Origin of the sequence: Burkholderia sp. SIMBA_062, from assembly GCF_046534765.1 — a bacterium.
Classification (GTDB): Bacteria; Pseudomonadota; Gammaproteobacteria; order Burkholderiales; family Burkholderiaceae; genus Burkholderia; species Burkholderia ambifaria.
Map to the genome: position 1 here is coordinate 13,440 of NZ_JAWRYD010000028.1, position 20,332 is coordinate 33,771.

The following is a 20,332-nucleotide window of genomic DNA, read 5'->3' on the forward strand; positions in this document are numbered from 1 at the left end:
TTTTAGCAAGCGTGACGCGGAACCTCCGGCACCGGCGCCGAAAACCCTGACAGCGTGTCGCCGCGGTCGCGCATGCCATGCGCGCACATCAGCCGGTACAGCGTGACGCGCGACACGCCGAGTTCACGCGCCGCATCGGCAAAACGGCCGCGATGACGCAGCAGCGCCTGCTCGATCGCCTGCCGCTCGGCCGCTTCCCGCGCCTCCATGAGCGATATGGGCGCCAGTATCGCGAATTCATGGAGCTCGAGATCGGCCGCGGTAATCATCCGGCCCTCCGACATCACGATCGCGCGGCGCACGCGATTGATCAGCTCGCGCACGTTGCCCGGCCACGAATAGCCGTACAGCGCGGCGATCGCGTCCGGAGAGAAGCCGCGCAGCCGACGATGCGCATCGCCCTTGAAACGCTCGAGCATGTGACGTGCGAGCACCTCGATATCCTTGCCGCGCGCGCGCAGCGGCGGCTCCTCGATCTTCAGCACGCACAGGCGATGGAACAGGTCCTCGCGGAAGCGCCCTTCGCGCAGCGCCGTTTCCATGTCCACATGCGTCGCGCAGATCACGCGCACGTCGACCGGCACCGATACATGCGCGCCGAGCCGCTCGATCTTGCCTTCCTGCAGGAACCGCAGGAGGCTCGCCTGGCTCTCGAGCGGCAGGTCGCCGATTTCGTCGAGAAAGAGCGTGCCGCCATTGGCGGCCTCGACGCGGCCGATCTTGCGCTGGTTCGCGCCCGTAAACGCGCCGCGCTCATAGCCGAACAGCTCGGCTTGCAGCAGCGTCGACGGAATCGCCCCGCAGTTGATCGCGACGAACGGCGCGTGCGCGCGCGCCGAGCGCTCGTGAATCGCGACGGCCGTCAGCTCCTTCCCGGTACCCGATTCACCGGAGATGAACACCGGCGCATCGGTCGTCGCGACGCGCCGGATCGTCCTGAAAAGCCCCATCATCGCATCGCAGGTGCCGACCATCTCGCCTTCGGCGCGCGCGGCGCCGACAGGCGACGCCACCGGGTCGGTCAGCGCGATCATGCCGTGCGCGTGGCCGACGGTCTCGACGATGCGCGACGTCTCGTACGGCATCGTCACATAGTCGAAGCAATAGTCACGAATGAGATGGCGCAACGTGGCGTCCTGCAACTGGCCACGCCGGGTCGCCGCGATCCAGCCGATGTGCTGGATGCTCAGACACGCTTCGAGTTCACGTAGATCCGCGGGCTTGAAACCCGGCGAGAAATCGAGCAGGCCGGCGGATGCCACGCCGTGCTGCACGACACGCCGCAAGTCACGTGCGCTTTCCGCGAGGTCGACGCACCATCCGCATTCGTCGAAATGCCCGCGCAACGCTTCGTTCGGCTCGCGCGAGAAATAGATCACATGCCGCTGCTCGGCTCCCATATCCTCACCCCGTTCATCAACCGTCTAACGATTGCCGCACGTGCCAAGTCACGTGCAAAAGGATCGAACCGGGTCAGCCGAAGCCGCTCGATTCGCCATGCCGATGCGCGGCGACGACAGAGCCTCGCATGATGGCGCTTATCTCGCGTCCAGTTATTTTTTGATCAAGACAGCTTACTGAGTTATAGGCGCCGAATACGACAAAGCGATTGCAGCGCGGATGAGCGAGTGGCCGAATCGCTCAGTGGTCGACGTTCATCAATCATCTGCACAGAACATATGCGCAGCGACCCGTACCTGCATCGACACACGCGCCGATTTTCATCCTTGAAGCGCATCGGTTGAATCCGCAGTATTCCCGAGCCCCATCGTTTCAAGCCTGAAACATTTCCCGGCACTTTCGATCGCGATTCACAACGCCCGCGCCGGAATCGCAAGCGCGACAACGCTTGCGACGCGATGGCATGCATTTCGCTGAATTCATGACAGATCGGAGCACGTGACCATGCGCAAACCAATTTTGCTTACCTTCTTGCAGACAACGTTTGCGCTCTCCGCCGCGCTCCCGTTCATGTCGATACGTGCAGACGAAAGCGTGATGCCCGCACACACGACGCTGCTCGCCGACAGTGCATCCAGCATCCAACGGGACAACAGCTTCGGCATCGTGCCCGTGGCGGTGCCACAACCGCATTCGGCCGACAAGGCATCGGTGACGCTGTGGGACGAAATCGTTCCGCGCTCTCCGCTGCCGATGCCGATCCCTGCGCCGCGGCCCGGCCACGTGCAGCACGCGATGGCAGGACATGCCCGCAACGGCACGGTGCAATGATACGCATACGAGACTGCACACCCGAAATTTGATCAGGATGTCGTATTGAATTGATGCGCAGCGGACAATGACGAGCGCGCTCGGTATCGTCGACGTAACGACGCGAACCGTTTTCGTGTCCGTCCCCCGGCGGGCACTCTTTTTATTCAGGACGTCGCGATGCGAAGGCCGCACATCGGCGCGCGCAGCGACGATGTGCGCATGGGCCGGAACGGCGGCTCTGCCGGTGCGTCCGCACCGAAGCCGGCGCGCGCTGCCGTTCCGGTAGAATCGGCGCCATTCCGGTTCCCCTCTTCCCCGACCTTCATGACGACGTTGACCCTGATCGTCGCGCGTGCCCGCAACGGCATCATCGGCCGCGACAACCAGTTGCCCTGGAAACTTCCCGAGGACCTCGCGTTCTTCAAGCGCACGACGATGGGCGCGCCGATCGTGATGGGCCGCAAGACCCACGAGTCGATCGGCCGGCCGCTGCCGGGCCGCCGCAACATCGTCGTCACGCGCGACGCAGCGCGCCGCTTCGACGGCTGCGACACCGTCACGTCGCTCGCCGACGCACTCGCGCTCGCCGCGCGTGACGGCGCGGCCGAAGCATTCCTGATCGGCGGTGCGCAGCTCTATGCGGAAGGCCTCGCGCTCGCCGACAAGCTGATCGTCACCGAGATCGACGCGGACTTCGACGGCGATGCGTCGTTCCCGGCGCCCGATCCCGCACACTGGCACGAAGTGTCGCGCGAACCGCATCAGGCGGCCGCGCCGAACACGTTCGGCTATGCGTTTGTCGTCTACGCGCGCAAGCGCGACTGACCGACACGCGGCACGCGATAAAAAAGCCCGACCGGCTCGCGCCGGTCGGGCTTTTCGTATCGTGGCGGCCGCTGCCGCGCCGCTTACTGCCCGGCGATCGTCATCTGCTCGATCAGCACCGAGCCCGTTTCCTTCGTCCCGCGCACGATCGAATCCGCGCCGATCGCGACGATATGCCGGAACATCTCCTGCAGCGTGCTCGCGACGGTGATTTCCTCGACCGGATACTGGATCACGCCGTTCTCGACCCAGAAGCCCGCCGCACCGCGCGAATAATCGCCGGTCACGTAGTTGACGCCCTGCCCCATCAGCTCGGTCAGCAGCAGGCCCGTGCCGAGCTTCTTCAACATCGCGTCGAAGTCGTCGCCCGGCTGCGTGTCCGAGCTGCGCAGCGCGAGGTTGTGCGAGCCGCCCGCGTTGCCGGTCGTCTGCGTGCCGAGCTTGCGTGCAGAATAGGTCGACAGGAAATAGCCCTCGACGACACCGTCCTTGACGACGCTGCGCGCACGCGTGCGCACGCCCTCCTCGTCGAACGGCGCGCTGCCCATCGCGCGCGGCACGTGCGGATCCTCGACGACCTGGACGTGCGGTGCGAACACCGGCTTGCCGAGGCTGTCGACGAGGAACGACGTCTTGCGGTACAGCGCGCCGCCGCTGATGGCCTGCACGAACGCGCCAAGCAGGCCGGCCGCGAGCGGCGCCTCGAAGAGCACGCGCACCTTGCGGGTGTCGAGACGGCGCGCGCCCATCCGCGCGAGCGCACGCTCGGCCGCGTAGCGCCCGACAGCTTCCGGCGCCGCGAGATCGACCGCGCTGCGCTTCGACGAATACCAGTCGTCGCGCTGCATGTGGCGACCGCTGCCCGCGATCGGCGCGCATGCGATGTAGTGGCGCGAGTACGGATAACCGGCGAGGAAGCCGCGCGACGTCGCGAGCACGAACTGCGAATGCTGCGCCGACACGCTCGCGCCTTCCGAGTTGCGGATCTGCGGGCTGACCGCGAACGCGGCGTCTTCCGCGCGGCGGGCAAGTTCGACGGCCTCGTCGGCCGTCAGCGCCCACGGGTGATAAAGGTCGAGGTCGCGCGGGTCCGTTTCGAGCAGCTCGGCCTCGGCGAGGCCGGCCGCGTCGTCCTCTGCCGTGAAGCGCGCGATGTTGTACGCGGCGGCGACGGTATCCTTGATCGCGGCTGGCGAGAAGTCCGACGTGCTCGCGTTGCCGCGCTTCTTGCCGATGAACACCGTCACGCCGACCATCTTGTCGCGGTTGTGTTCGATCGTCTCGACCTCGCCGCGGCGCACCGACACCGACAGGCCGTCGCCTTCGGAGATTTCGGTGGCGGCGTCCGTCGCGCCGAGGGCCTTCGCATGGCGGAGGATGTCCGAGGCAATTTCTTTGAGCTGGTCCTGCGTGTGCGGGAAATAGCGCGCTTGTACGTCGAGATTGGCTGCCATCGTCTTGGTATCCGGTGGCGGGCGGGCGCCCGCATGGTCAAAATGTTACGTATCCCGCGATCATAGCAAGGTCCGGGGCCGGGCACAGACAAGCTTGGGGTGTCCGCACCGCGATACAATGCCGCCCATGACACGCAAAACCCGAATCCAGCCGATCGAGCCTGCCGCCGAAGTCGACGACAATGGCTACGATCGCCCCAGCAAATCCCAACTGAAGCGCGAAATGCACGAGTTGCAAGTGCTCGGCCAGGCGCTCGTCGATCTGCCGAAAGACGCGCTGAAACGCATGCCGATGCCCGAAAGCCTGTCGGACGCCGTTCGCGAGGCGCGCCGGATCACCGATCACGAAGGCAAGCGCCGCCAGCTCCAGTACGTCGGCCGCGTGATGCGCACGCTGACCGACGACGAGACGGCCGCCCTGCGCACCGCGCTCGACGCGCAGCGCGGCGTGAACAAGGCCGCGACGGCCCGCCTGCACTGGATCGAGCGCACGCGCGACCAGTTGCTCGCCAACGACGACGCGCTGACCGAATTCCTCCGCCAGCACCCCGAAGCCGACATCCAGGAAGGCCGCACGCTGATCCGCAACGCGCGCAAGGAAGCCCAGCAAGGCAAGCCGCCGCGCTATTTCCGCGAGCTGTTCCAATGGATCAAGACCGCAAGCGGCACGCCCGGCGGGGACGACGAAGCGGCCGACGAGGCCGGGAACGACCATGACGACGAAGCGTAACCACCCGGACGAACTCGTCGTCGGCCTCGTGTCGATCAGCGACCGCGCGAGCACGGGCGTGTACGAGGACAAGGGCATTCCGGCGTTGCAGGAGTGGCTCGCCGGCGCGCTGGTGTCGCCGTGGCGCGCCGAAACGCGCCTGATCCAGGACGACGCGCCGACGATCTCCGCCACGCTGACCGAACTCGTCGACGTCGCCGGCTGCGATCTGGTGCTGACGACCGGCGGCACCGGCCCCGCGCGCCGCGACGTGACGCCGGAAGCCACGCTGGCCGTGGCAACGAAGGAAATGCCGGGATTCGGCGAACAGATGCGGCAGATCAGCCTGAATTTCGTGCCGACCGCGATCCTGTCGCGGCAGGTCGCGGTGATCCGCGAGACGGCCGACCATGCGGCGCTGATCATCAACCTGCCCGGCCAGCCGAAGTCGATCCGGGAAACGCTCGAAGGGCTGCGCGACGCCGACGGCAAGTCGACCGTGCCCGGCATCTTCGCCGCGGTGCCCTACTGCATCGACCTGATCGGCGGCCCGTACATCGAGACCGACGCCGCGGTGGTCGCGGCGTTCCGGCCGAAGAGCGCGCGGCGCTAAGCGTGTATCGGGCGCCGAGCGCGGGCCGGCCGGCTCAGGCGGCCGGCGCGGACGCGCCTGCCGGCGCCGACGCGGCCGGAATCAGGAAATGCTCGCGGTAGTACTTCAGCTCGTCGATCGACTCGTGGATGTCCGCGAGCGCCGTGTGCATCGCGCGCTTCTGAAAACCCTTGTAGATCGCGGGCTGCCAGCGGCGGCACAGCTCCTTGAGCGTGCTGACGTCCAGGTTGCGGTAGTGGAAGAACCGCTCGAACTCCGGCATCCAGCGCGCCATGAAGCGGCGATCCTGGCAGATCGAGTTGCCGCACATCGGCGACTTGCCGGGCGACACGTACTGCGCGAGGAACGCCTGCAGCTGCGCGGCGGCGTCCGCCTCGGTCACGGTCGACGCGCGCACGCGATCGATCAGCCCCGAACGGCCGTGCGTCGACTTGTTCCAGTCGTCCATCTTCGCGAGCGTTTCGTCGCTCTGATGGATCGCGAACACGGGGCCTTCCACCGCGATGTCGAGGGTGGAATTGGTCACGACGACCGCGATTTCGATGATGCGGTCGTTATCCGGGTCGAGGCCCGTCATCTCCATGTCGAGCCAGACGAGGTTCAACTCGTTGCGCACGAGCGCGGGCTGGCTGGCGGAAGCGGCGGTATCGGTCATGAGTCATCCTGGAAAATGGCGGACGGCGGGCGGCATCGCGTGAGCGGGCCCGGTCCGCAAGAACATATAATTCTCGCATAGAACCCTTTGGCGCCTTCGATGTCACCCTTTTCGTTCACCCTGCTGTTCGCGATCGCCGTGCTCGCGATGGTCGTCACCAAGCTGTGGCTCGCGTCGCGGCAGATCCGCTTCGTCGCCGCGCACCGCAACGGCGTGCCCGCGCAGTTCAGCGCCACCATTCCGCTGACCGCCCACCAGCGCGCGGCCGACTACACGGTCGAGCGCACGCGGCTGGCGATGTTCGAGATCGTCGTCAGCGCGGTCGTGCTGGTCGGCCTCACGCTGCTCGGCGGCGTCGGCGCGCTCGACACGCTGCTGACGGGCTGGCTGGGCCGCGGCTACGGGCAGCAGGTCGCGCTCGTCGCCGCCGTGCTCGTGATCACGAGCGTGATCGACGTGCCGTTCGAGTATTACCGCCAGTTCGGGATCGAACAGCGGTTCGGCTTCAACCGGATGACCAAGCGCCTGTTCTTCACCGACATGCTGAAAAACACGCTGCTCGGCGCGGTGCTCGGCCTGCCGCTGCTGTTCGTCGTGCTGTGGCTGATGAACCAGGCCGGCGGCCTGTGGTGGCTGTGGACCTGGATCGTCTGGGTCGCGTTCCAGATGCTCGTCCTGCTGATCTACCCGACCTTCATCGCGCCGATCTTCAACAAGTTCGAGCCGCTGAAGGACGAAGCGCTGCGCGCGCGCATCGAGTCGCTGATGAAACGGTGCGGCTTCGCGGCGAAGGGCCTGTTCGTGATGGACGGCAGCCGCCGTTCCGCGCACGGCAACGCATACTTCACGGGCTTCGGCGCATCGAAGCGGATCGTGTTCTTCGACACGCTGCTCGCGCGGCTGTCCGGCGAGGAAATCGAGGCCGTGCTCGCGCACGAACTCGGCCACTTCAAGCGCCGCCACGTGCTGAAGCGGATGCTCGTGTCGTTCGTGCTGAGCCTCGTGCTGCTCGCGCTGCTCGGCTGGCTCGCGCAGCGCACGTGGTTCTACACGGGGCTCGGCGTCGCGCCGTCGCTCGACACGAGCAACGCGGGCGCCGCGCTCGTGCTGTTCTTCCTCGCGATCCCCGTGTTCCTGTTCTTCGCGACGCCGTTCAGCAGCCTCACGTCGCGCAAGCATGAATTCGAGGCCGACGCGTTCGCGGCCAGCCAGACCGACGCGCAGGATCTCGTCAGCGCGCTCGTGAAGCTCTACGAAGACAACGCGTCGACGCTTACGCCCGACCCCGTCTATACGGCCTTCTACTACTCGCATCCGCCTGCGTCGCAGCGGATCGACCGCCTGATGCAGCACGCATGATCCGGCCGACCTCCCGCAAGCCGGCCCCGCGCGCATCGGGCGCGCAGCGTGTCGAAGGCCGCGTGATCGCGGCGCACGGTCGCCACTACATCGTCGCGCCCGACGACGGCGGCCCGATGCTGCAATGCTTCCCGCGCGGCAAGAAAAGCGAGATCGCGGTCGGCGACCGCGTCGTGTACGAACAGGCCTCGGCCGACCAGGGCGTGATCGTCGAGATCGGCGAGCGGCGCAACCTGCTGTACCGCTCCGACCAGTTCAAGTCGAAGCTGTTCGCGGCCAACCTCGACCAGTTGCTGATCGTGCTGGCGACCGAGCCCTATTTCAGCGAGGATCTGCTTGGCCGTGCGCTGATCGCGGCCGAAGCGAACGAACTGAAGCCGCTCGTCGTGCTGAACAAGATCGACGTCGAAGCCGCGCTGCCGGTCGCCCGCGAGCGCCTCGCGCCCTACCGCGCGCTCGGCTACGACGTGCTCGAACTGTCGGTGAAGGGCTCGCCCGACGATGCGCGCGCGCAGCTGATGCCGCATCTGGCCGGACACTCGACGATCCTCCTCGGCCAGTCCGGGATGGGCAAGTCGACGCTCGTGAACCTGCTCGTGCCCGATGCCGAGGCCGCGACCCGCGAAATCTCGGCCGCGCTCAACAGCGGCCGCCACACTACGACGTTCACGCGCCTCTACCCGCTCGAAGGCGGCGGCGCGCTGATCGATTCGCCGGGCTTCCAGGAGTTCGGCCTGTATCACCTGACGGAGGGGCGCCTGGAGCGCGCGTTTCCGGAATTCCGCCCGTTGCTCGCGGACTGCCGTTTCTATAATTGTCATCATCTGCACGAGCCCGGCTGCGCGATTCTCGAAGCCGTGGCCGACGGCCGCATTGCGCCGTCGCGGCATGCGCTCTACGCGCAGCTCGTGCACGAGGCGAGCCAGATCGTCCGCTGACCGCACGACGGGCAGACGGCGGCCGGCCTGGCGTTCACCGACAGGAGCCGCGATGCGTTTCAAGGCCCCCGATCTCGCCACTGCGCAGCATTGGGCGAATGTGCTGCAGGTGGCCGGCATCGGTTGCGAGCTGCACAACTGCTACGCGCCCGGTGCGCTCGGCGGCCTGCCCGCCGACGCATGCGCGCCCGAGCTGTGGCTCGACGACGAGCGCGACGATGCGCTCGCGCGGCGGCTTCTCGATGCGGCGTCACACGGCCCGTCGGCCGGCGCCGCGCCGTGGCGCTGCCGCCAGTGCGGCGAGGCGCTCGAGGCCCAGTTCACTGCCTGCTGGCAATGCGGCGCCGTGCGCGATCCGCTCGACGACTGACCGGATTGACCGACGCACAGCAAAAAGGCCGGCATCGAGCCGGCCTTTTCATTTCATCGGGCGGCCGGGCGAGCGCGTTACGATACCCAGACCGCCAGCGTCAGCATCAACAGCAGGATCATCCACAGGATCACGGCGCGCCACACCAGGCCGACCGCCGACTGCAGCGTGCGCGGCGTGCAATCGTCACCGACCGTCAACGGACCGCTGTCGCCGACCGCGAGCGCGTCGAGGCTCGACGGCTCCGCGAGCGGCCCTGCGAGGCGCGCGCCGAGCGCGCCGCTACCGGCCGCGAGCAGCACGCCGTCGTTCGGGTCGGGCCACTGGCGCGTGTGATTGCGCCACGCGTAGATCGCATCCTCGAAGTTGCCGACGATCGCGAAGCCGAGCGCGGTCAACCGCGACGGAATCCAGTCGATCACGAAGAACGCCCGCTGCGCGAATGTCGAGAACGCGGCCGTGCGTTCGTCGCCCGGCGTCGACCAGCTGCGCGCGAGATATTCGGAGATGCGATACAGCACGGCGCCTGCCGGACCGATCGGCAGCACATACCAGAAGAACACGCCGAACACGTGGCGATGCGACGCAACGACCGCATGAATCAGCGTATGGCGGACGATTTCGCCGACCGGCATGTCGACCGTGTCGAGGCCCGTCCATTCGTGCAGGATTTCGCGGGCACGCGGCACGTCGTCGTTGTTGAGCGCGAGATGGATATCGGTGAAGTAGTGGCTGAACTGGCGGAAGCCGAGCGTGAAATACACGACGACGACGTTCCAGATGAACGCGAGCACGAAGCTCACCTTGTACAGCAGGAAGTAGATCAGCGCGACGATCAGCACCCACGGCAGCACGACTGCGAGCCATGCGAGCACGCCATGCTTTTGCTTGCCAGCGTCGAGGCCATGCGCCACGGTTTCCGCATGAAACTGGAACAGCGCGAACACCGGATTGCTTGGCGACAACGCGCGGACCTGTTCGATGATGAGAGCGAGGAGAACCGAAAAGAAAGTCATGCGTGGCGCCGTCTTCCGAGTTATGTCATTTTTTGCATAACGATAGCACAGCGTAAGCGACGGATGGCTGCTGGCGCGACGGGCCGCGAGCCGACCGCGTGGGCGGGCTCGGGCGGGATGCTATCCGGCTGCCAAGAAGCGGTACAGATTGCGCAACATGGCGGCAGTTGCGCCCCAGATGAAGTAATGCCCGGCCGACTCTCCATTCGGATAGGGCATCGCAAAAAAACGACGCTCGCCGCCTTCCCAGCGGAACACGCGCACCTGGTGGTTCGCGGGACTCATCAGGAACGCGAGCGGCACCTCGAAAATCTCGGCGACTTCGAATGCGTCGGCCTGCACGGTGAACGGCGGATGCACGAGCCCCACGACGGGCGTCACGCAGAAGCCGGTACCCGTCAGGTAGTCGGGCAGCGCACCGAGGATCTCCACCCGCTCGGCCGTCAGGCCGATTTCTTCCTTCGCCTCGCGCAACGCGGTCGCCGTCGCATCGCGATCGAACGGCTCGCGACGGCCGCCGGGGAAGCTGATCTGCCCGGCATGGTCGTTCAGGTGATCGGCGCGCTGGGTCAGCAGCACTGTGAGGCCGCTCTCGCGAACCACGAGCGGTATGAGGACGGCAGCGCTGCGCGGATCGACGCCCTCCACCAGGCGAGCCTCGCCGGGCTCGACGTTCCATTCGAGCGTGCGCGTGAAACGTTCGCGCAGCCCGGGCGGCGTCATCAGGCGTGCATCGATGGACGGCAGGCCGGCGCCGGTGCCTTCGACCGGCAGCACTTCGGGATCAACGATGGGGCGGCGATTCAATGGGACTCTCGGTTCGTGACGTATCGAGCATATTGTCGCGCCAGAATGAAAAAAGCACCCGGGAGGGTGCTTTTTCCTTACAGCTCTTACTCTTGGGAAGCTGCTGCGGTGCGATCCTTCGACACCAGCTTTTCCTTGATTCGAGCCGACTTGCCCGAACGCTCGCGCAGGTAGTACAGCTTCGCACGACGCACATCACCGCGACGCTTGACGACGATGCTCGCCAGCAGCGGCGAGTAGGTCTGGAACGTACGCTCGACGCCTTCGCCCGACGAAATCTTGCGGACGATGAAGTTCGAGTTCAGGCCACGGTTGCGAATCGCGATCACGACGCCTTCGTAAGCCTGAACGCGCTTGCGGGTACCTTCAACCACGTTCACGTTCACGATCACCGTGTCGCCCGGGGCGAATTCGGGGATCGTCTTGCCGGCGAGCGCGCGCTCGATCTCTTCCTGCTCAAGTTTTGCAATCAGATTCATCACTGACTCCTAAAGCCATCGTGTCGGCGTTTGCGCCCGCCTGCTTCCAGGCCTGGCCCCGACAGAGGATGGATTCACATCAGGCGCCGCGCACGCATGCACGGCACCGCCATTTCCCGCCCGCGACGCCGCCTCAGGAGGCGTTCTTCGCTTCGCGTGCGAGGTTCGCAAGCCACGCCTCGTCGGCCCGGCTCAACAACTTCTCGCGGCGCGCCCGAACGATCAGGTCCGGCCGCTTCCGCAACGTATTCTTCAATGCTTCCTGACGGCGCCACCGCTCGATCTCGGCATGATGCCCGCCAAGCAGCACGTCCGGCACGCGCATTCCCTCGTATTCCTCGGGGCGCGTGTAATGCGGGCAATCGAGCAGCCCGTCGACGAAGCTGTCCTGCACGGCCGACTGCGCATCGTTCAGCACGCCGGGCAGCAGGCGCACGACAGCATCCATCATCGCCATCGCCGGCAGTTCGCCACCGGACAGAACGAAATCGCCGAGGCTGATTTCCTCGTCTACACAACGGTCGAGCAGACGCTGATCGATCGCCTCGTAGCGGCCGCACAGCACAATGACACCAGGCTCCTGCGCCATCCGCACCGCACGTTCGTGCGTGAACGGCGCACCTTGCGGCGACATCATCACCACACGCGTGCTCGCGACGCCCTGCTCCGCCTGCGCTGCCTTCGCAGCGCCGATCGCGGCCTCGAGCGGCTTGGCCAGCATCACCATGCCCGGACCGCCACCGTACGGACGATCGTCGACCGTGCGGTAGTTGTCCGTCGTGAAATCACGCGGGTTCCAGGTGCGCAACCCGAAGCGTTCCTGCTTCACGGCCCGGCTGGTGATGCCCCAGTCGGTCAGCGCGCGGAACATTTCGGGAAAGAGCGTGACGACGTCGAACTGCACCGCGCTCTCCGTAACCTGGTTCATTAGTAATCGGCTTCCCAGTCGACGACGATGCGACGTGCCGCCTGATCCACCGTCTTGACGTATACGCCGACGAACGGAATCAGCCGTTCATCGGTGGTCGGCTGACCATCCTTGCCGACTGCCGGATACTCGACGCGCATGATCGAATGCACGCCGTTGTCGATCATTCCGCTCACTTTCCCAAGCGCCACCGATTGCTCGTTGACGACCTCGAGACCGATCAGGTCGACCCAATAGAATTCGTCCGCGGCCAACGCCGGGAAATCTTCCCGGCGCACGAACACGCGAAAGCCGCGCAAAGCCAATGCGGCATCGCGGTCGCTGACACCCGCGGCATGCGCGACGACTGTGTCGCCGTGCGTTTTCGACTGCAGGATGCGGGCGGACAACCGCTCCCCACCCCGTTCCAGCCACCAGCGGCGCGTGTCGAGCAGCGCATCGCCGCCGCGACCGGCGTCGGCATGCGTCGCCACCTTGATCCAGCCTTTCAGGCCATAGGCGTCGACCACTGCCCCGACCTCGACAGCATCGTCGGGCCAGGCTTGCACCGCTTCGAGACTGCCCTGCTCGGCAGCCTCGCCGGCGCTCGCGACAACGTCGCGCTCGACCGGCTTGCGGACGAATGCGCCAAACGACGCTCGCCCGCGCTTTGCGTTACCGGAATCGTGACCGGACATCAATGCTCCTTGCAGCCGGCACGACCGGCACACCGCGCCATGTTAGGCGGCCGGTTGCGCCTTTTGCGCTTCCTTCACGAGACGCTGGACGGTCGGCGACAGTTGCGCGCCAACACCTTGCCAGTACGTCAGGCGATCCTGAGCGATACGCAGCGATTCGCCCTTCGTGGCGACCGGGTTGTAGAAGCCGACGCGCTCGATGAAGCGGCCGTCACGACGGTTGCGCGAATCGGTAGCAACGATGTTGTAGAACGGGCGCTTCTTCGAGCCGCCGCGAGCCAGACGGATGATAACCATATGAAATCCTTCGGGGAAACCGGGTTCGAAACTACTGAAACGTGCGATTATAGCCGGAAACCAAAGCCACAACAAACACTTACGCGCAAAAATTCCGCGGACGCCGTGTTCGCCGGGCCTACAATCGTCGTGTTCACGACGCTCTCCGCCGCCATGCCGCCATTTCGCGCCGCCCTGGCGTGCCGCGCGCAGCATCGCCTCACGGGCCTGCTGGCCGGTTTCGTCACCTGCCTCGTCGCCACCGCGGCTTGCGCCGCGCCGCCGGTGGGCGAACTCGTCGTGCCGCCCGGCTTCCACGTCGACGTACTGACCGACGCCGTGCCGACCGCCCGCGAAATGGCGTGGTCGCCGCGCGGGATCCTGTATGTCGGCTCGCGGGAAGGCCGCGTGCATGCCTTCGTGATGCGGGAGGGTCGGATCACTGGCCGCTACGTGATCGCATCGGGTCTCGACATGCCCGTCGGTGTTGCATATCGCGACGGCGCGCTCTATATCTCGGCCGTGTCGCGCATCCTGCGCCTCGACCACATCGATGACCGGCTCGCGAGGCCGCCCGCGCCGGCGGTCGTGACGGACGCGCTGCCGACCGATCATCATCACGGCTGGAAATTCATCGCGTTCGGCCCCGACGGCAAGCTCTACGTTCCGACCGGCGCGCCGTGCAACGTGTGCGTCGCCGATCGCAGCCGCTACGCGATCATCGCACGCATGAACGCCGACGGCAGCGGCCGTGAGGTATTCGCCCGCGGCGTGCGCAATACCGTCGGCTTCGCCTGGCACCCCGACTCGGGCGAGCTGTGGTTCACCGACAACGGGCGCGACCTGATGGGCGACGACGTACCCCACGACAAGCTGAACCGCGCGCCGCGCGCGGGCCTCGACTTCGGCTTTCCATACTGTCATGGCGGCGACACGCCCGACCCCGAATTCGGGAGCGCCGACGTGTGCCGCCGCCATGTGCCGCCGGTGCTGAAACTCGGCGCGCACGTCGCGGCACTCGGCATGCGCTTCTATACGGGACCGATGTTCCCGGCGTCGTATCGCAACAATGTCTTCATTGCCGAGCACGGTTCGTGGAACCGCAGCACGAAGGTCGGCTACCGCGTGATGCGCGCGGTCGTGTCGGCCGACGGCAGTCACGCGCGCCAGACACCGTTCATCACGGGCTGGCTGCGCGCCGACGGCACCGTGTGGGGACGCCCGGCCGACGTGCTGCCGCTGCCGGACGGCTCGCTGCTCGTCAGCGACGACCATGCAGGCGCCATCTACCGCGTCACCTATGCGGCACCTTGACGCAGGCGAGGGGTGACCGGGGCCGACCGCGCATCGTAGAATGCGTGCCGGGCCGAGCGCCCCGCGCCGGCCTGCCGGCCGCCACGCCAACGATAATCCGCCGCCACCCATGTCCAGCAGCACCGCACCGTCCCGCCGCTTCCGCTCCAAGACGCTCACCGCCGCCCTCGCGTTCCTGTTCGGCTCGCTCGGCGCGCACCGCTTCTACCTGTACGGCCTTCGCGACGTGTACGGCTGGGCGCACCTGCTCGCGACGATCGTCGGGATTCCGGGTTTCATGCTGCTCGCCGCGACCCAGCGCAGCGCCAGCCTCGGCTGGTGGCTCGCCGTGCCGGGTGCGATCTCGCTGCTGGCCGCGTTCCTCGCCGCGCTCGTCTATGGCCTGCGCCCCGACGAGAAATGGGACGCGCAATTCAATGCCGATACGGGCGAGCACAGCCGGTCGGGCTGGACGGTGATCTTCATCGTGATCTTCTCGCTGCTGATCGGCGCGTTCCTGCTGATGACCGCGCTCGCGCTGTCGTTCCAGACGTATTTCGAATCGCAAGTCGAAGCGGCGAAGCAGATTTCGCAGTAAGCGCCGACGCGCACCGGTCAGAACAGGCTCAACTGCATGTCGTCACGCGACTTCGTGCTCGTTGCGCCCGCCACGGTGCGCCGAGCGGCCAGCGCGGCCACCGGCGCGCCGCGAAACTGCGACAGATCCAGAATGCCGTTCGTGCGCTCGTTCAACCCGAGCCGCTTGACGGCCTGACGGAAACGCTGCCGCAACAGGTCGGCCCAGATCCCCTCCCCCTTCATCCGTTTCGAGAAATCCGAGTCGTAGTCCTTCCCGCCGCGCATGTCGCGCACACGGTTCATCACGCGCTCCGCGCGATCGGGGAAATGCGCGGTGAGCCAGTTCCTGAACAGCGGCGCGACCTCCCACGGCAGCCGCAGGACGATGTAGCTCGCATGCGTCGCGCCTGCTTCCGCGCAGGCCTCCAGCACGCGCTCCATGTCCGGCTCGGTGACGAACGGGATCATCGGTGCAATGCTGACACCCACCGGCACACCCGCGTCGCGCAACGCGCGGATCGTACGCAGCCGGCGCGCCGGCGTCGCCGCGCGCGGCTCGAGCGTGCGCGCGAGATCGGCGTCGAGCGTCGTGATCGTGACCGCCGCCATCACCTGCCCGCGCTCGGCCATCGGAGCAAGCAGGTCGAGATCGCGCTCGATCAGCGACGATTTCGTGATCGCGGCGAACGGCAACCCGTGATCGTGCATCACCTGCATCACGCTGCGCGTGATGCGCAGGTCGCGCTCGACCGGCTGGTATGCGTCTGTGTTGACGCCGAGTGCGATCGGCTCCGGCACGTAACGCTTGCGCGAAATCTCGCGCTCGAGCAGCTCGGCCGCATTGACCTTCGCATAGATGCGACTCTCGAAATCGAGCCCCGGCGACAGGCCGAGATAGCTGTGGGTCGGCCGTGCAAAGCAGTAGATGCACCCGTGCTCGCAGCCGCGATACGGATTGAGCGACACGCTGAACGGTATGTCCGGCGACTGGTTGTGCGTCAGGATGCTCTTCGCGCGCTCCTCGAACACCTGCGTGCGCAGCGGCGCGGGTAGATCGGCGTCGTCCGATTCGTGCGCCCAGCCGTCGTCGACCGCTTCGCGCAGCGCCGTTTCGTACCGCCCCTGGAGGTTGTCGACCGCACCGCGCCCCTTGCGGGGCGCCGGCGGTGCTATTGGAAATTCGTTGTCGGACCGGCCGTCCATGCGCTCACCCATTCACCTGCACCCAATACTGTATATTTATACAGTATTGGGTGCAGCATGCCAAGAGTGAGAAAAGGGGCCCGACAGCGGGCCCGGCGAATGACCGCCGCAGCGGTCATTCGCCGACCGAAATCGTCAGCGTTTCCTTGATTTCCTCCATCACGACATAGCTCTTCGACTGCACCGCACCGGGCAGTTGCAGCAGGATGTCGCCGAGCAGCTTGCGATAGTCGGCCATTTCACCGATCCGCGCCTTGATCAGGTAGTCGAAGTCACCGGACACGAGATGGCATTCGAGCACCTCGTCGATCTTCATCACTTCGCGACGGAACTGCTCGAACATGTTGCCGCCCTTGTGGCCGAGCGTGATCTCGACGAACACCAGCAACGCGGCGCCGAGCTGGCCCGGATCGACGCGTGCGTGATAGCCGGTGATGACACCGTCGCGCTCCATGCGCCGCACGCGCTCGATGCACGGCGTCACGGTCAGCCCGACCTGTTCCGCGAGGTCCTTCATCGCCATCCGGCCGTCGTCCTGCAGCAGTTTGAGGATGCGGCGGTCGAGCTTGTCGAGCGAGCGTACTGGCTGGCGTTGCGTTCTCATTTGTTTATTCTGAAAACCTGAAAAATACGATAACAAAACCTGCACATTCGACAATACCATAGCTCAAAAAACTAGATCAGCTAGAGGTTACACGGAGCCGCAGGTGCGCCCGGCCTTGACCTGATCCCTTCCATCTGGAGCAGCTATGCGAGTCGTCGTTCTGGGCAGCGGTGTGGTGGGCGTGGCAAGCGCGTATTACCTCGCGCGCGCCGGTCATGAAGTCACGGTGATCGACCGCGAGGCCGGCCCGGCGCTCGAGACGAGCTTCGCGAATGCCGGCCAGATCTCGCCCGGCTATGCGGCTCCGTGGGCCGCGCCCGGCGTGCCGCTGAAGGCCGTCAAGTGGATGTTCGAGAAGCACGCGCCGCTCGCGATCCGCCTCGACGGCACGCGCTTCCAGCTCCAGTGGATGTGGCAGATGCTGCGCAACTGCACGGCCGACCGCTATGCAGTCAACAAGGGCCGCATGGTCCGCCTGGCCGAATACAGTCGCGATTGCCTGCAGGCGCTGCGCGCCGATACCGGCATCCAGTACGAAGGGCGCACGGGCGGCACGCTGCAACTGTTCCGCACGCAACAGCAACTCGACGGCGCGGCGAAGGACATCGCGGTGCTGCAGCAAGCAAACGTGCCGTTCGAACTGCTGTCGCCGGCCGAGTTGAAGAACGCCGAACCGGCGCTCGCCGCCGTAACGCACAAGCTGACGGGCGGCCTGCGCCTGCCGGGCGACGAAACGGGCGACTGCCAGCTGTTCACGACGCGCCTCGCGGCGCTCGCGGAATCGCTCGGGGTGAAGTTCCGCTACAACACGCCGATCGACGCGCTCGCGATTGCGGGCGGCAGGATCGCCGGCGTGCAGTGCGGCAGCGAGACGGTGCGCGCGGATGCGTATGTCGTGGCGCTCGGCTCGTACTCGACCAGCTTCATCTCGAACCTGATGAAGATCCCGGTCTATCCGCTGAAGGGCTATTCGATCACCGCGCCGATCGTCAACGAGGCGGCGGCCCCCGTATCGACGGTGCTCGACGAGACCTACAAGATCGCCATTACGCGCTTCGACCAGCGCATCCGCGTCGGCGGCATGGCCGAGATCGTCGGCTTCGACAAGAACCTGCGCGCCGCGCGCCGCGAAACGCTCGAAATGTGCGTGAACGACCTGTTTCCCGGCGGCGGCGATACGTCGAAGGCAACGTTCTGGACGGGCCTGCGCCCGATGACGCCGGACGGCACGCCGATCGTCGGCCGCACGCCGGTCTCGAACCTGTTCCTGAACACCGGCCACGGCACGCTCGGCTGGACGATGTCGTGCGGGTCGGGCCAGTTGCTCGCCGATCTGATCTCGGGCAAGCAGCCGGCGATTCAGGCCGACGACCTGTCGGTGCATCGTTACCTGAAGGACGTGGCCGGCCAGACGCGCCCGGCATACGCATAAGCCGGAACGGCCCGCGGCGACGCACGACGGTCGGCAGCGATGGAAAGGCGCCTCTTGGGCGCCTTTTTTGTTGATCGCAGCCCCCGCCCTCGTCTGCATGCCACAAAAAAGGGGCGCTCATCGCGCCCCTTGTCTTGCTGCGTGCTTACCGCCGAAGCGGCCCGCCGGGTCAGCCGAGCTCGCTCACGAGCTCCGGCACGAGCGCGAACAGATCGCCGACGAGGCCATAGTCCGCCACGCTGAAAATCGGCGCTTCCGGATCCTTGTTGATCGCGACGATCACCTTCGAATCCTTCATGCCGGCCAGATGCTGGATCGCACCCGAGATGCCCACCGCGATGTACAGCTGCGGCGCGACGATCTTGCCGGTCTGGCCGACCTGGTAGTCGTTCGGCACGTAGCCCGCGTCGACTGCCGCGCGCGATGCGCCGAGTGCCGCCGACAGCTTGTCGGCGAGCGGCTCCAGCACCTTCGTGTAGTTCTCGCCGCTACCCAGACCGCGACCGCCCGACACGATGATGTTCGCGCTGGTGAGTTCCGGACGGTCCAGCTTCGTCACTTCACGGCTCACGAACTGCGACTTGCCTGCATCGGCTGCCGCATCGATCTTCTCGACCGATGCGCTGCCGCCTTCGGCTGCTACCGGATCGAAACCTGTCGCACGTACCGTGATCACCTTGATCGGGTCGCTCGACTGCACCGTCGCGATCGCGTTGCCCGCGTAGATCGGGCGCTCGAACGTGTCGGCCGAATCGACTGCCGTGATGTCGGAGATCTGCGCGACGTCCAGCTTCGCGGCGATGCGCGGCGCGATGTTCTTGCCGTAGGCCGTGGCCGGCGCGAGGATGTGCGAATAGTCCTTCGCGATATTCAGCGCGGTCGCCTCGACGTTTTCCGCCAGGCCCGCTTCGAGCTGCGGCGCGTCGGCCAGCAGCACCTTCGACACACCCGCGATCTTCGCGGCCGCGTCGGCTGCGCCTTGCGCGTTGTGGCCCGCGACCAGCACGTGGATGTCGCCGCCGATCTTCGCTGCCGCCGCCACCGTGTTCAGTGTCGCGGCCTTGATCGACGCGTTGTCGTGTTCTGCAATCACCAGAATCGTCATTTCTTTCCGCTCCCTCTTACAGCACCTTGGCTTCGGTCTTCAGCTTCTCGACCAGCGTCTTCACGTCCGGCACCTTCACGCCGGCCGCGCGCTTCGGCGGCTCGACCACCTTCAGCGTCTTCAGACGGGGCGCGACGTCCACGCCCAGGTCTTCCGGCTTCACGTTTTCCAGCGGCTTCTTCTTCGCCTTCATGATGTTCGGCAGCGTCACGTAGCGCGGCTCGTTCAGGCGCAGGTCGGTGGTCACGACCGCCGGCAGTTGAAGCGACAGCGTTTCCGCGCCACCGTCGACTTCACGCGCAACGGTGGCCTTGCCGTCGGCCACCGTCACCTTCGACGCGAACGTCGCTTGCGGGAGACCTGCGAGCGCAGCCAGCATCTGGCCCGTCTGGTTCGAATCGTCGTCGATCGCCTGCTTGCCGAGGATCACCAACTGCGGCTGCTCCTTGTCGACCAGCGCCTTCAGGATCTTCGCGACGGCCAGCGGCTCGACGCTGTCGTTCGACTCAACCAGGATCGCGCGATCCGCGCCGATCGCCAGCGCCGTGCGCAGCGTTTCCTGCGCTTGCGTGACACCGACCGACACCGCGATCACTTCGGTCGCCACGCCCGCTTCCTTCAGGCGCACCGCTTCTTCCACCGCGATCTCGTCGAACGGGTTCATCGACATCTTCACGTTCGCGATGTCGACGCCCGTGTTGTCCGACTTCACGCGGACCTTCACGTTGTAATCGACCACTCTTTTCACTGGCACCAGGATTTTCATGCACACGCTCCAAAGTTACGAATACGACCA

At 66.1% G+C, this 20,332-nt stretch carries 23 protein-coding genes; 10 read left to right on the forward strand and 13 right to left on the reverse strand.

Going from position 1 to position 20,332, the window contains the following annotated elements; genetic code table 11:
• Positions 1-2: 2 nt before the first annotated feature.
• A complete protein-coding gene (locus SB786_RS26090) occupies positions 3-1,400 on the reverse strand; it encodes a sigma 54-interacting transcriptional regulator (RefSeq protein WP_410730005.1) in 1,398 nt (465 codons plus the stop codon).
• A gap of 505 nt (positions 1,401-1,905) precedes the next feature.
• On the opposite strand from SB786_RS26090, the gene SB786_RS26095 reads away from it, so the two are divergent.
• Positions 1,906-2,232, forward strand: coding sequence for a hypothetical protein (locus SB786_RS26095; protein WP_410730006.1), 327 nt, complete (start codon positions 1,906-1,908; stop codon positions 2,230-2,232).
• 306 nt (positions 2,233-2,538) lie between these two features.
• A complete protein-coding gene (locus SB786_RS26100; RefSeq protein ID WP_006753184.1) occupies positions 2,539-3,039 on the forward strand; it encodes a dihydrofolate reductase in 501 nt (166 codons plus the stop codon).
• A gap of 83 nt (positions 3,040-3,122) precedes the next feature.
• Here SB786_RS26100 and pmbA read toward each other — a convergent pair whose 3' ends face one another.
• The gene (pmbA, locus tag SB786_RS26105; protein ID WP_410730007.1) at positions 3,123-4,493 is read right to left on the reverse strand and encodes a metalloprotease PmbA; all 1,371 of its coding nucleotides are present in this window, start codon (positions 4,491-4,493) and stop codon (positions 3,123-3,125) included.
• A 127-nt stretch (positions 4,494-4,620) separates the two neighbouring features.
• On the opposite strand from pmbA, the gene yjgA reads away from it, so the two are divergent.
• Both yjgA and mog read left to right on the forward strand, forming a co-directional pair.
• Positions 4,621-5,223, forward strand: a complete 603-nt coding sequence (gene yjgA, locus SB786_RS26110) for a ribosome biogenesis factor YjgA (protein WP_410730008.1) — start codon at positions 4,621-4,623, stop codon at positions 5,221-5,223.
• Entirely contained in the window at positions 5,207-5,815 is a 609-nt protein-coding gene (gene mog / locus SB786_RS26115) for a molybdopterin adenylyltransferase (protein WP_126360347.1), read from the forward strand. Before yjgA ends, mog begins: the two co-directional genes overlap by 17 nt.
• A 34-nt stretch (positions 5,816-5,849) precedes the next feature.
• Here the strand turns inward: mog and orn are convergent, their stop codons facing one another.
• Positions 5,850-6,470, reverse strand: coding sequence for an oligoribonuclease (gene orn, locus SB786_RS26120; protein WP_410730009.1), 621 nt, complete (start codon positions 6,468-6,470; stop codon positions 5,850-5,852).
• Between the two features lie 99 nt (positions 6,471-6,569).
• Between orn and SB786_RS26125 the strand changes: the two genes are divergently transcribed.
• The 3 genes from SB786_RS26125 to SB786_RS26135 are packed head-to-tail and all read left to right on the forward strand — an operon-like array spanning position 6,570 to position 9,137.
• The gene (locus SB786_RS26125) at positions 6,570-7,829 is read left to right on the forward strand and encodes a M48 family metallopeptidase (protein ID WP_410730010.1); all 1,260 of its coding nucleotides are present in this window, start codon (positions 6,570-6,572) and stop codon (positions 7,827-7,829) included.
• Positions 7,826-8,767, forward strand: coding sequence for a ribosome small subunit-dependent GTPase A (rsgA, locus tag SB786_RS26130; protein ID WP_410730011.1), 942 nt, complete (start codon positions 7,826-7,828; stop codon positions 8,765-8,767). Before SB786_RS26125 ends, rsgA begins: the two co-directional genes overlap by 4 nt.
• Positions 8,768-8,819: 52 nt before the next feature.
• Positions 8,820-9,137, forward strand: a complete 318-nt coding sequence (locus tag SB786_RS26135) for a hypothetical protein (RefSeq protein ID WP_006761291.1) — start codon at positions 8,820-8,822, stop codon at positions 9,135-9,137.
• Between the two features lie 77 nt (positions 9,138-9,214).
• Here the strand turns inward: SB786_RS26135 and SB786_RS26140 are convergent, their stop codons facing one another.
• From SB786_RS26140 to rpsP, 6 genes are all read right to left on the reverse strand, one after another.
• A complete protein-coding gene (locus tag SB786_RS26140) occupies positions 9,215-10,153 on the reverse strand; it encodes a CobD/CbiB family protein (RefSeq protein WP_006761290.1) in 939 nt (312 codons plus the stop codon).
• A gap of 120 nt (positions 10,154-10,273) precedes the next feature.
• A complete protein-coding gene (locus tag SB786_RS26145) occupies positions 10,274-10,960 on the reverse strand; it encodes a CoA pyrophosphatase (RefSeq protein ID WP_410730012.1) in 687 nt (228 codons plus the stop codon).
• An 86-nt stretch (positions 10,961-11,046) separates the two neighbouring features.
• Complete coding sequence (gene rplS, locus SB786_RS26150; protein WP_006761288.1) at positions 11,047-11,439, reverse strand: 50S ribosomal protein L19; 393 nt, start codon at positions 11,437-11,439, stop codon at positions 11,047-11,049.
• Positions 11,440-11,572: 133 nt separating this feature from the next.
• Positions 11,573-12,367, reverse strand: coding sequence for a tRNA (guanosine(37)-N1)-methyltransferase TrmD (trmD, locus tag SB786_RS26155; RefSeq protein ID WP_006761287.1), 795 nt, complete (start codon positions 12,365-12,367; stop codon positions 11,573-11,575).
• Positions 12,367-13,044 (reverse strand): ribosome maturation factor RimM, encoded by a 678-nt coding sequence (gene rimM, locus SB786_RS26160; RefSeq protein ID WP_410730013.1) that lies wholly within the window; start codon positions 13,042-13,044, stop codon positions 12,367-12,369. Before rimM ends, trmD begins: the two co-directional genes overlap by 1 nt.
• Positions 13,045-13,086: 42 nt before the next feature.
• Positions 13,087-13,341: a 30S ribosomal protein S16 gene (gene rpsP, locus SB786_RS26165; RefSeq protein WP_006476550.1), complete on the reverse strand. Its 255-nt coding sequence runs from the start codon at positions 13,339-13,341 to the stop codon at positions 13,087-13,089.
• 153 nt (positions 13,342-13,494) lie between these two features.
• On the opposite strand from rpsP, the gene SB786_RS26170 reads away from it, so the two are divergent.
• Both SB786_RS26170 and SB786_RS26175 read left to right on the forward strand, forming a co-directional pair.
• The gene (locus SB786_RS26170; RefSeq protein ID WP_410730014.1) at positions 13,495-14,634 is read left to right on the forward strand and encodes a PQQ-dependent sugar dehydrogenase; all 1,140 of its coding nucleotides are present in this window, start codon (positions 13,495-13,497) and stop codon (positions 14,632-14,634) included.
• 109 nt (positions 14,635-14,743) lie between these two features.
• Complete coding sequence (locus tag SB786_RS26175; protein ID WP_410730015.1) at positions 14,744-15,211, forward strand: NINE protein; 468 nt, start codon at positions 14,744-14,746, stop codon at positions 15,209-15,211.
• A 17-nt stretch (positions 15,212-15,228) separates the two neighbouring features.
• On the opposite strand, the gene SB786_RS26180 is transcribed toward SB786_RS26175, so the two are convergent.
• Both SB786_RS26180 and SB786_RS26185 read right to left on the reverse strand, forming a co-directional pair.
• On the reverse strand, positions 15,229-16,407 hold the full coding sequence (locus tag SB786_RS26180; protein WP_410730016.1) for a PA0069 family radical SAM protein: 1,179 nt from the start codon (positions 16,405-16,407) through the stop codon (positions 15,229-15,231).
• Between the two features lie 103 nt (positions 16,408-16,510).
• Positions 16,511-16,999, reverse strand: coding sequence for an Lrp/AsnC ligand binding domain-containing protein (locus SB786_RS26185; protein WP_006762687.1), 489 nt, complete (start codon positions 16,997-16,999; stop codon positions 16,511-16,513).
• Between the two features lie 145 nt (positions 17,000-17,144).
• Between SB786_RS26185 and SB786_RS26190 the strand changes: the two genes are divergently transcribed.
• Entirely contained in the window at positions 17,145-18,431 is a 1,287-nt protein-coding gene (locus tag SB786_RS26190; protein ID WP_410730017.1) for a D-amino acid dehydrogenase, read from the forward strand.
• 169 nt (positions 18,432-18,600) lie between these two features.
• On the opposite strand, the gene SB786_RS26195 is transcribed toward SB786_RS26190, so the two are convergent.
• Both SB786_RS26195 and SB786_RS26200 read right to left on the reverse strand, forming a co-directional pair.
• Positions 18,601-19,536 carry an electron transfer flavoprotein subunit alpha/FixB family protein gene (locus SB786_RS26195; protein ID WP_410730018.1) on the reverse strand — a complete coding sequence of 312 codons (936 nt, stop codon included), beginning with the start codon at positions 19,534-19,536 and terminating at the stop codon, positions 18,601-18,603.
• Positions 19,537-19,552: 16 nt separating this feature from the next.
• A complete protein-coding gene (locus SB786_RS26200; protein ID WP_410730019.1) occupies positions 19,553-20,302 on the reverse strand; it encodes an electron transfer flavoprotein subunit beta/FixA family protein in 750 nt (249 codons plus the stop codon).
• Between the last annotated feature and the right edge of the window lie 30 nt (positions 20,303-20,332).